This is a genomic window from Curtobacterium sp. AB451 (assembly GCF_050585845.1).
GTDB lineage: Bacteria > Actinomycetota > Actinomycetes > Actinomycetales > Microbacteriaceae > Curtobacterium.
On record NZ_JBOBQG010000002.1, the window covers coordinates 150,069 to 160,782 of the forward strand.

13 protein-coding genes are annotated in these 10,714 nt (G+C 68.4%); 8 read left to right on the forward strand and 5 right to left on the reverse strand.

Annotation, left to right across the window (positions count from 1 at the left end; genetic code table 11):
* Positions 1-306: 306 nt before the first annotated feature.
* The 8 genes from rpmH (at position 307) to ACQXVK_RS04480 (ending at position 5,312) form a co-directional block, all read left to right on the forward strand.
* Positions 307-444 (forward strand): 50S ribosomal protein L34, encoded by a 138-nt coding sequence (rpmH, locus tag ACQXVK_RS04445; RefSeq protein WP_019181680.1) that lies wholly within the window; start codon positions 307-309, stop codon positions 442-444.
* A 39-nt stretch (positions 445-483) separates the two neighbouring features.
* Positions 484-846: a ribonuclease P protein component gene (gene rnpA, locus ACQXVK_RS04450; protein ID WP_402266063.1), complete on the forward strand. Its 363-nt coding sequence runs from the start codon at positions 484-486 to the stop codon at positions 844-846.
* Entirely contained in the window at positions 843-1,223 is a 381-nt protein-coding gene (gene yidD / locus ACQXVK_RS04455; protein WP_402266065.1) for a membrane protein insertion efficiency factor YidD, read from the forward strand. Before rnpA ends, yidD begins: the two co-directional genes overlap by 4 nt.
* Positions 1,224-1,231: 8 nt before the next feature.
* Entirely contained in the window at positions 1,232-2,206 is a 975-nt protein-coding gene (gene yidC / locus ACQXVK_RS04460) for a membrane protein insertase YidC (RefSeq protein ID WP_430852847.1), read from the forward strand.
* Positions 2,207-2,716 (forward strand): protein jag, encoded by a 510-nt coding sequence (locus ACQXVK_RS04465; RefSeq protein ID WP_430852848.1) that lies wholly within the window; start codon positions 2,207-2,209, stop codon positions 2,714-2,716.
* Positions 2,713-3,357, forward strand: coding sequence for a 16S rRNA (guanine(527)-N(7))-methyltransferase RsmG (gene rsmG / locus ACQXVK_RS04470; RefSeq protein WP_430852849.1), 645 nt, complete (start codon positions 2,713-2,715; stop codon positions 3,355-3,357). Before ACQXVK_RS04465 ends, rsmG begins: the two co-directional genes overlap by 4 nt.
* A gap of 81 nt (positions 3,358-3,438) precedes the next feature.
* Positions 3,439-4,332, forward strand: a complete 894-nt coding sequence (locus ACQXVK_RS04475; protein ID WP_022907096.1) for a ParA family protein — start codon at positions 3,439-3,441, stop codon at positions 4,330-4,332.
* Entirely contained in the window at positions 4,332-5,312 is a 981-nt protein-coding gene (locus ACQXVK_RS04480; protein ID WP_430852850.1) for a ParB/RepB/Spo0J family partition protein, read from the forward strand. The genes ACQXVK_RS04475 and ACQXVK_RS04480 overlap by 1 nt, the downstream gene beginning before the upstream one ends.
* Positions 5,313-6,137: 825 nt before the next feature.
* Here the strand turns inward: ACQXVK_RS04480 and ACQXVK_RS04485 are convergent.
* The 5 genes from ACQXVK_RS04485 to trxB all read right to left on the reverse strand — a co-directional run bounded on the left by ACQXVK_RS04485 (position 6,138) and on the right by trxB (position 10,656).
* Entirely contained in the window at positions 6,138-6,623 is a 486-nt protein-coding gene (locus ACQXVK_RS04485; RefSeq protein ID WP_430852851.1) for an ElyC/SanA/YdcF family protein, read from the reverse strand.
* Between the two features lie 160 nt (positions 6,624-6,783).
* On the reverse strand, positions 6,784-7,746 hold the full coding sequence (locus ACQXVK_RS04490; RefSeq protein ID WP_430852852.1) for a D-alanine--D-alanine ligase family protein: 963 nt from the start codon (positions 7,744-7,746) through the stop codon (positions 6,784-6,786).
* Positions 7,747-7,792: 46 nt separating this feature from the next.
* Positions 7,793-9,097, reverse strand: a complete 1,305-nt coding sequence (locus ACQXVK_RS04495) for a PLP-dependent aminotransferase family protein (protein WP_430852853.1) — start codon at positions 9,095-9,097, stop codon at positions 7,793-7,795.
* Positions 9,098-9,268: 171 nt separating this feature from the next.
* Positions 9,269-9,595, reverse strand: coding sequence for a thioredoxin (gene trxA / locus ACQXVK_RS04500; protein WP_017887828.1), 327 nt, complete (start codon positions 9,593-9,595; stop codon positions 9,269-9,271).
* Between the two features lie 62 nt (positions 9,596-9,657).
* The gene (gene trxB / locus ACQXVK_RS04505; protein ID WP_430852854.1) at positions 9,658-10,656 is read right to left on the reverse strand and encodes a thioredoxin-disulfide reductase; all 999 of its coding nucleotides are present in this window, start codon (positions 10,654-10,656) and stop codon (positions 9,658-9,660) included.
* Positions 10,657-10,714 lie beyond the last annotated feature (58 nt).

Below are 10,714 nucleotides of genomic sequence, written 5' to 3' on the forward strand. Positions count from 1 at the left end.
GTCCACGACCGCCGCGAGCCGCACGGCGAAGAGACTCCCCCGTCGTACCGGGCCGCTGGCCGGTCGATCACCCCACTGTAAAGGACCGGAGCGCGTCGTACCGAACGCACGTTTTCCCCAATGTGGATAATGAACGTGCGCTGGGTGCCCGCTGCCGCGCCGCGGCGCCCGTTTGACCTGCTCGCCCCTGTCACGTACCGTTAACCAGTTGACTGCGGCCGTTCGGTCGCGCCCATCTGCGTCGTTCGGCACCGAGCGACGACACATACGTGACGGCTCGCCGCGAGCAGCCGTGTGGAGATCATCATGAGCAAGCGCACCTTCCAGCCGAACAACCGTCGCCGCGCCAAGAAGCACGGCTTCCGTGCCCGCATGCGCACCCGCGCGGGCCGCGCCATCCTGGCCGCCCGTCGCTCCAAGGGCCGTACCGAGCTCAGCGCCTGATCAGGCTCCCCGCCTGATCTCGTCCTCCGGTCCCGACTCGTGTTGGCCCGTGCCAACCGGATCGTCCGTGGTGACGACTACCGGTCCGTCGTGCGTCGTGGTCGCAGAAGCGCCACGGCGCACGCCGTCGTATCGGTGGTCCGTCGTCCGTCGGACGACCCATCGAGCGGTGCCGGTCCGACGCGGTTCGGGTTCATCGTCGCGAAGACGGTCGGCAACGCCGTGACCCGGAACCTGGTCCGGCGTCGCCTCAAGGCGATCGCGCACGGACTCCTCGTCGACATCCCCGACGGGTACGACGTGGTGGTCCGCGCACTGCCAGCCGCTGCGCAGGCCGGATGGCCTACCCTGCTCGAAGACGTCTCGCGCTCCTGTGCGCGTGGTGTGGAGAAGGCAGCATGAACCGCAACCTCTGGACCCGGCTCGCCTGGGCCGTCGCGTTGCTCCCGCGCAACGTGTGCGTCATCGTGCTGCGCGCGTACCGTGCCGTGATCTCACCGCTCTACGGCAACGTCTGTCGGTACCACCCCTCGTGCTCCCGGTACGCGCTCGAGGCGATCCAGCAGTACGGCGTCGTGCGCGGATCCGCCATGGGCGCATGGCGCATCGCACGCTGCAACCCCTGGGCAGCCGGGGGCATCGACGACGTCCGGGCACGACGTCGCCCCTACGACGTCAACCGGTTCGGGTTCGTGCTCGCACCGACCCAGCCGCAGCCGCAGCCCACGGGTGGTCCCACCCGCCCGGTCCTGCTCTCCCAGCGCACTCGAAAGGCGTGACAGTCCCCATGGACCTCGGATTCATCGGAACGATCCTCTGGCCGCTCAAGTGGGTGGTCTCGGCCATCCTCGTGGGCTTCCACTGGATCTTCGAGAGCATCGGCATGGACCCCGGAGCGGGCATCACCTGGGTGCTCTCCATCATCTTCCTGACCTTCGTGGTGCGTGCCGCGCTCATCCCGATCTTCGTGCGGCAGATCAAGTCGCAGCGACGCATGCTCGAGGTGGCGCCGCAGCTGAAGAAGATCCAGGAGAAGTACAAGGGCAAGAAGGACCAGTTCTCGCGTGAGGCCATGAGCCGCGAGACCATGGCCCTCTACAAGGAGACCGGGACGAACCCGCTGAGCTCCTGCCTGCCGCTGCTGATCCAGATGCCGATCTTCTTCTCGCTGTACTCGGTGCTGCACGAGGCGCAGATCAATAAGACCGGCATCGGCCTGCTGACGAACGACCTCGCCGCGTCGTTCGGCAACGCATCGCTCTTCGGTGCCCCCCTGCACGAGACGTTCACGAACGCCTCCGGCTGGGAGGTCCGGGTCATCGCCGGCTTCATGATCGTCGTGATGACCGCGTCGCAGTTCATCACCCAGCTGCAGCTCGTCGCGAAGAACATGTCCCCGGAGACCAAGGAGTCTCCGATGTACCGCCAGCAGAAGATGATGCTGTACATCCTCCCGCTGGTGTTCGTCATCTCCGGTCTGTCGTTCCCCCTCGGCGTCATGTTCTACTGGCTCGCCTCGAACGTCTGGACGATGGCGCAGCAGTTCTTCGTCATCCGCAGCATGCCGACGCCCGGCTCCGAGGCAGCACTCGCCCGTGAGGCCCGCCTCGCGAAGAAGGCGCAGCGCCGCGGTGCGGCCACGCCCGTCCTCGCCGAGGCCGGTGCGGGTGCCGGTGCCGCCGAGATCGAGGCCGTCCGCGTGACGACCCAGCGCCAGCAGCCGGTCGGGAAGAACCGTGCCAAGAAGAACGGGAAGAAGTAAGTGACCGAGCAGGACACCGCGGCCGCCGTGGACACCACCGTCGACACCGCGACCGTCGATGACGACGCCCGCGACGAGGCCGACATCGCGGCGGACTACATCGAGGAACTCCTCGACATCTGCGACCTCGACGGCGACATCGAGATCGAGGAGCGCGCGGGTCGTGTGTACCTCTCGGTCACGGACGAGGGCGACGCGCTCCGCGTGCTGTCGAAGCCGGACACGGTGTCGGCGCTGCAGGAGCTGACCCGGATCGCGGTGCAGGCCGAGACCGGTGAGTTCAGCCGACTGATCCTGGACGTCGGTGGCTCGCGCGACGCTCGTGCGTCGGAGCTGCAGCGGCTCGTCGACACCGCCATCGAGCGCATCGAGGCGGGTTCGACCTCGGCCGCGCTCCCCGCGATGTCGTCGTACGAGCGCAAGCTGGTCCACGACCTCGTCGCCGAGAAGGGCTTCCACTCGGAGTCCGAGGGTGAGGGTCGGGACCGCCACACGGTCGTCACCCGATGACGGAGACCGCGCCGCCCGTGCTCGAGGCGGAGCCGGCGGCTGCGGCGACCCTGTTCGGTGACCGCATCGACCTCGCGCGGTCGTTCACCGGTGAGCTCGCTCGACGCGGCGAAGAGCTCGGCCTCATCGGCCCGCTCGAGCTACCCCGCCTCTGGACGCGACACATCCTCAATTCTGCGGTCCTCGCGCCGCTCCTGGAGGAACGGGGCCGGGTTGCGGACGTCGGGTCCGGCGCGGGACTGCCCGGCCTGGTGCTGGCGATCGCTCGCCCGGACGTGCACCTCACGCTCATCGAGCCGATGGAGCGCCGGGTCGACTGGCTCACGACGGAAGCCGGACGCCTCGGGCTCGACAACGTGGAGGTCGTCCGTGCTCGCGCCGAGGACGTCGCGGACGAGATCGTCGTCGACCAGGTCACCGCGCGCGCGGTGAGCGCGCTGTCCAAGCTCATTCCGCTGACGGTCCCGCTGGTCCGGTCCGGTGGTCAGCTCATCCTCATGAAGGGTGCCCGCGTCGAGGACGAGATGGAGAAGGCCCGCAAGGTCATCCTCCGGAAGCGTCTGACCGATGTCGAGGTGCTCGAGCTCGGAGTCGGTGTGGTCGAGGAGACCACACGGGTCTTCCGGGCTACAGTTGACTGACGCTGCGGCTCGGGCCGGTTCCACCGGCCGCCAGTGGCTCCGCGTTCCACGTGAAACACTGAACCGGGGAAGAGGCACTCGTTGAGTTCATCGACCGATTACGACGCGTCGACACCGCTCGCTCGCGAGATCGCTGACCTGAACCGTCGCCGTCGGGCGATCGCGAAGCAGCAGTTCCCGCTGCCGGCGACGACCCGGGTGTTCACCGTGTCGAACCAGAAGGGCGGCGTCGGGAAGACCACGACGACGGTGAACCTCGCTGCCGCGCTGGCGCATGGAGGGGCCCGCGTCCTCGTGATCGACCTCGATCCGCAGGGGAACGCGTCCACGGCGCTCGGGGTGAACCACCAGGCCGAGGTCCCGAGCATCTACGACGTGATCGTCGACGAGGCACCGATCGCCGACACGGTGCAGCGCTCCCCCGAGTCGGACACGCTCTGGTGCGTGCCGGCGACCATCCACCTGGCCGGCGCCGAGATCGAACTCGTCTCGCTGGTCGCTCGCGAGCAGCGCCTGCGCACCGCGCTGGACCAGTACCTCGAGTCCCTCGACGAGCCGTACCACTACGTGTTCATCGACTGCCCGCCGTCCCTTGGACTGCTCACGATCAATGCCTTCGTCGCCGCGCGTGAGGTGCTCATCCCGATCCAGTGCGAGTACTACGCGCTCGAGGGCCTGAGCCAGCTGCTGCGGAACATCGAGCTCATCGAACGGCACCTCAACCCGAAGCTCGCGGTGTCGACGATCCTCCTGACGATGTACGACAGCCGAACGAACCTCTCGAACCAGGTCGCGGCGGATGTCCGGGAACACTTCGGGCAGCAGGTGCTGCAGGCGGTCATCCCCCGGTCGGTCCGCGTGAGCGAGGCGCCGAGCTACGGGCAGAGCGTGGTCGCGTACGACGTCAACTCCACCGGGTCGCTCTCCTACCTGGAAGCAGCAGCCGAGATCGCAGCACGAGGAGCACAGCACTGATGGCACCGAAGCGAACGGGACTCGGGCGGGGCATCGGAGCCCTCATCCCCACGACGTCCGAGCAGCAGGACCGGCCCGTCGATGTCTTCTTCCCGACGGGTGGGTCTCCGGCGTCCGCGCCGGTCGTGGACGGAGCCACTGCCGAGGAGCTCGTCGCCGTCCCCGGAGCGCGTCTCGCCAACCTGAACCCGCTCGACGTGGTGCCGAACGCACACCAGCCGCGCAAGGAGTTCCGCGAGGAGGAGCTCCAGGAGCTGGTGCACTCGATCCGTGAGATCGGTGTCCTGCAGCCCATCGTCGTGCGTCCGATCGCCGGCGCGACCGGTACGGAGCCGCAGTACGAGCTGATCATGGGTGAGCGCCGACTGCGGGCCACCAAGGAGCTCGGGCTCAGCACGATCCCGGCGATCGTCAAGGACACTCCGGACGACGCGATGCTCCGCGACGCGCTCCTGGAGAACCTGCACCGAGCGAACCTCAACCCGCTCGAGGAGGCATCGGCGTACCAGCAGCTCCTCGCGGACTTCGGGATCACCCAGGAGCAGCTCGCGCAGCGGATCGGTCGCTCGCGGCCGCAGATCACCAACACCATCCGTCTGCTGCGGCTCCCCTCCCCCGTGCAGCGCCGTGTGGCGGCCGGTGTCCTCTCGGCCGGCCACGCGCGGGCCATCCTCGCAGCGCCCGATGCCGAGGCGATGGAGTACCTCGCCGAGAAGATCGTGAACGAGGACCTGTCGGTGCGAGCGGCGGAGTCGATCGCCCAGCAGCTGTCCGCGAGGACGCCGGTGAAGCCGAAGGCCGAGCCGTCCAAGCGGCAGCTGCACTTCAATGACTTGGCGGATCGCCTGGGCGACCGGCTGAACACGCGGGTGAAGATCGCCGTGGGCGCGCGCAAGAGCTCGGTGACGATCGACTTCGCGAACGGTGAGGATCTGAACCGGATCCTGGCCGAACTCGGCATCGACGACATCGCAGGCTGATCCAGCGCCATCAACAGCGCGGGTGGTGAGCTGACTTGCTCTTGGAAGCCGTGTGCGGCTGTTTGACGGGAGTCTGCGGCACTTGCGGTGTCCGGCCTGGGTGGGGTGCTGTTGCTCGTGGAGACGGCCGCGTGTGGCTCCGCTCCGGGGCTGCAGCGGCGCGGAACGGCAAGCCTGGCACCTCTGCTGTCAGCGCGCCGTGCGCGTGACCGCCGACGTTTCACGTGGAACATCGACGACCGTCGGCGGGCCACGCGTCACTGGCAAGGCGGGATGGCCGACGAGGGCTCGTGGCTGGCGCATGCGAGTACGGGGGCGGTTGCCTCGAACCAAGGGTCATCGCGGGCGGGCACATCGGTAGACCCAGATCCGGGCGGATGAACCGAGACAGGGCATCGACCATGTTGCCCGGAAGTGGATCGCTGGATACGCACGCGGCGGCTGATCGCCGGACGGCGCGGGTGGAGTGGACCGAGATGGACTGTGCGACCGCGACCAATCGACGTTCGCCCCCCTTGGTTTCGGGCACCGAGTGGACCGCCCCGACTGACATGGTGATCCCTGGATGCCCGTAGCGTGGGACGTCGTGCTTCCTTCCGTCTCCGGAGGTTCTCTGCGCGCGATGTCCTAGGCCGATGCCGACAGTGCATGTGCTGGCTTGGTCCCGGGAGGAACATGCGGGGCTGGAACCGTGGTCTGGACGTTCAGTCTGGAGCGGGCGCAGTACAGGTCTGCCCTGAGCCGGCGCATCAGTCGAGGTTCGGAGTGTGTCCGCAGCGTTGGTGGCGTGGCACGGAGGCGGAGACGGACGCTCTGCGCGAGACCCTATCGGCGGTGTTCCACGTGAAACACTGCGCGGAGCTTCCACAGCCCGACGGCCGCGAAGATCGGCTTCACAAGGGCCATCTCCCCGAACCGATGGTCCTCGGCGGACACCAACGCCGCAGCACGGTCCGGATACTGGCGCCGGAAGTACGTGCGTGCCTTCTCGGCGTGCAACCCGTTCGAGGCGAATGCGATCTGATCCGCAGCGTCGATCCAGGGGCCGGTGTTCCGCACGTTCTCCCAGGTCGACGTACTGTCGACCTCGACCGACACATCGCCAACCCACCCGAGGGCAGCGGTGATGTGATCCCGGAGGAGCGTGGCCTCCGCGATGGGGCCTCGGACTGCTCCCCCGCTGCAGAGGATCCGCACGGACGCCCCCGCCGCGCGAGCGCGACGAGCCGTTCGGACCGCGATCCGAGCCCGCCACCGGTTGACCATGTTGATGCGGGTCCCGCGGTTCCCGAAGCCCAGGACGACCACCACGAGGCGCGATCCCGGTGCTGGAAGCGGGAGCTTCGCCGCTCGACGGGCAGCGCGAGCATGGACGACCTCCCCCCAGGCGATGACCGAGAGTCCGACCGCTGCAGCAAGCACCACCGTGGATGTTCCACGTGGAACATCGATCCTTCGGTGCGACAGACGCTTACGCCCTGTGGTCGCGGATCGCCTGCTCGGCCAGCTCGGCATAGGTCCATCCCAGATCGAAGCCGGATGCCGACAGGGCCTGCGGGACCAGGGATGTCTCGGTGAGACCCGGGAGCACGTTGGCCTCGAGGAACCACGGGGTCCCGGCCGCGTCGATGATCAGGTCGACACGCGAGATGTGGCGGAGGCCAAGGGCCTCGTGGGCGGCGATCGCTGCGGACGAGGCTGCGGCGGCGTACTCACCGGACAGTCGAGCCGGGGTGTAGAACGTCGTCTCGCCGGCGTTGTAGCGAGCCTCGAATCCGTAGATGCCACTACGCGGGACGATCTCGACGGCGGAGAGTGCCACGGGGCCGTCGCCGGTGTCGATGATGCCGACCGCGACCTCGGTCCCCCGGAGGAGCTGCTCGACCACGACGTCATCGCAGTAGGTGTACGCGGTCACCATGGCCCGCGGGAGGTCGTTGACGTCGTCGACGAGCGTGACGCCCTGCGCGCTGCCACCCCGAGCGGGCTTCACCGCGAGCGGCACCGGATGCTCGCCGGCGATGCTCTCGAGCACCCCGACGGCACCGAGTTCCCGGAAGACGTCGTGGGACAGCGTGACGGACCGCGGCGTGCGGACACCCGCGCGGGCGACCAGTGCCGACGCAGTCGGCTTGTCCCATGCCAGGCGGGCCGACGTCGAACGTGAGCCGACGAAGGGGATGTCGAGCGCCTCCAGGATGCCCCGCAGGGCACCGTCCTCACCCGAAGCGCCGTGCAGAGCCGGCCAGACGACGTCCGGGCGAGTCTCCCGCAACGTGGGGAGGAGCGACGCATCGGCGTCGCGCAGATCGACCTGCCAGCCGTACCCGGTGAGGGAATCCGCGACGCGGCGGCCGGAGCGCAGGGACACGTCACGCTCGTGCGAGATCCCTCCCGCGACGACGACGACGTGACGGCGGGTGAGCTCGGCCATGCGGATGGACCTCCGGTACTGCGGGTGGAACGTGGAAAAGTGCTGATCAGGAGATGTTCGGCGGCGGAGCGCTCACCGAGGAGGTCGGCCGGATGACACTGGTCGGCCGCGTCGCGGGCCCGAAGGTCTCGATCAGTTCCAGCTCGTCGTTCACCACGTTGGCGAGGCGCTTCACACCGACGCGGATCTGCTCCGGCGTCGGGTAGCAGAACGACAGACGGATGTGTCCGCCGCCGCGGCCGTCGGCGTAGAAGGCGGTCCCCGGGGTGTAGGCGACGAGCTCCTTCACCGCGCGCGGCAGCATGCCCTTCGAGTCGAGCGACTCCGGCAGGGTGAGCCAGACGAAGAACCCGCCGTTCGGCTTCGTCCACGAGAGGTCCGGCAGGAACTCCCCCAGGGCCGACAGCATCGCGTCACGACGTTCGGCGTAGAGCCCGCGGAACGTGTCCACCTGGCCTTTCCAGTCGGCGGCGTCGAGGTAGGCGTTGACCACGTACTGCCCGAAGGAGTTCGGGGCGAGGACGGCCGACTCGTTGGCGAGGACGAGCTTCTCGCGGATCGCGTGCGGAGCGAGGGCCCAGCCGACGCGGAAACCCGGCGCGAGGGTCTTCGAGAAGGAGCCGAGGTACACCACGCCCTCTTCGTCGATCGAGCGGATCGCCTGCGGCGCCGGCTCGTCGAACCAGAGGAGCCCGTACGGGTTGTCCTCGAGCACGAGGATGTTGTTCGACCGGCAGATGTCGAGGATCTCGATGCGACGCTCGCGGCTGAGGGTCACGCCGGCCGGGTTGTGGAAGTTCGGGATCGTGTAGAGGAACTTGATCCGCTTGCCCTGGGTGCGGAGGTTCGCGATCGCCTCGCGCAGCGCCTCGGGCACGAGGCCGTTCTCGTCGGTGGTGACGTGCACCGTCTCGGCCTGGTACGAGCGGAAGACGCCGATGGCACCGACGTAGGACGGCGACTCGGCGAGCACGACGTCGCCCGGGTCGATGAACAGCCGCGTGACGAGGTCCAGCGCGTGCTGCGAGCCCGTGGTCACGACGACGTCCTCGGCGCTGGCACCGATGCCTTCGAGGCTCATCACGTCGACGATGTGCTCGCGCAGCGACCGCAGCCCCTGCCCGCCGCCGTACTGCAGCGCCATGGCGGCGTCCTCGGCCATCACACGGTCCAGGGAGCCCGTGACGAGCTCTCTCGGCAGCGCGGAGACGTACGGCATGCCGCCGGCCAGCGAGACCACCTCGGGGCGGGAGGCGACGGCGAACAGGGCTCGGACCTCGGAGGCGCTCAGCCCGGCGGTGCGCTGGGCGTAGGAGTCGTACCAGGGGTCGAGGCTGTTGCCGTTCGTCATCTTGGCTCCGTTCCAGCGGGACGAGCCCGCCACTCACATTCCCGCCACACTACGACATCGACCCCGGGAACCCAGGCCCCGCGACGGGGCCGATCCTGAAGCAGTGGCCCGGAACGCCAGAACGGCCCCGCACCCGGTGGGGTGCAGGGCCGTTCGCGGTGGGTCGGACGACTACGCGAGGAACTCCGCCAGGTCGGCCTCGAGCGCCGGCTTCGGCTTCGCGCCGATGACGGTCTTGACGACCTCGCCGCCCTTGAAGACCTTCATCGCGGGGATCGAGGTGATCTGGTAGTTCATGGCCGACTGGGGGTTGTCGTCCACGTTGAGCTTCACGATCTCGATCTTGCCGGCGTGCTCCTCGGCGATCTGGTCGAGGATCGGCGAGACCGCGCGACACGGGCCGCACCACTCGGCCCAGAAGTCGACGAGGATCGTCTTGTCGGACTTGAGGACCTCGTCCGAGAAGGTGGCGTCGGTGACTGCCTTGGCGTTGGACATGTGTGCTCCTTCGAGAAGTCGATCAGTGGGTGCAACGCCTGAGGCGCTGCGGTATTCCGGGGTCAGGCGCGTGCGGCCTCGACGTCGACCGTGACGGGCGACTCCGGGGTGACGCCCTCGGCCGAGTCGGTCAGGGCGTCGTCGAGCTCGGCGAGGTACTTCTCGGCGTCGAGCGCAGCGACCGTGCCCGAACCGGCCGCGGTGATCGCCTGGCGGTAGGTGGGGTCGATGACGTCGCCGGCCGCGAACACACCGGGCAGGTTCGTCTTCGACGAGCGACCCTGGACCGCGATCGTGCCCTCGGGGGCGATGTCGATCTGGCCGTGGATGAGGTGCGTGCGCGGGTCGTTGCCGATCGCGATGAAGAGGCCGTCGAGAGCCAGTTCGCTCTCGGTACCGTCCACCGTGTCGCGCAGCGTGACGCCGGTCACCGCGGAGTCACCCGTGATGCCGGTGACCTCCTTGTTCCAGGCGAACTCGATCTTCGGGTCGTTCATCGCGCGGTCCTGCATGATCTTCGACGCGCGCAGGGTGTCCTTGCGGTGGATGACCGTGACCTTGTCGGCGAAGCGGGTGAGGAACGTCGCCTCTTCCATCGCGGAGTCGCCACCGCCGACGACGGCGATGTTCTTCTGGCGGAAGAAGAAGCCGTCGCAGGTCGCGCACCAGCTGACGCCGTGACCGGACAGGCGCTCTTCGTCGGCGAGGCCGAGGTGGCGGTACGCCGAACCGGTCGCGTAGATGACCGCGAGGGCCTCGTACGTCGTCCCGGAGCCGACGGTGACCTTCTTCACGTCGCCCGTGAGGTCGACCGACACGGCGTCGTCGTACAGGACCTCGGCGCCGAACTTCTCGGCCTGTTCCTGCATCTTGATCATGAGGTCCGGGCCCTGGATCCCCTCGGGGAAGCCCGGGAAGTTCTCGACCTCGGTCGTCTTCGTGAGCTCGCCGCCGGTCTCGACGCTCGAGGCGACGATCAGGGGCTTCAGCTCCGCGCGTGCAGCGTAGATGCCGGCGGTGAACCCGGCCGGGCCGGAACCGATGATGATGAGCTGGCGCATGCCTCGCTGCCCTTCCGTAGTTGTCTGACCGGGTCAACCAATGCTACCGGCGTGGCAT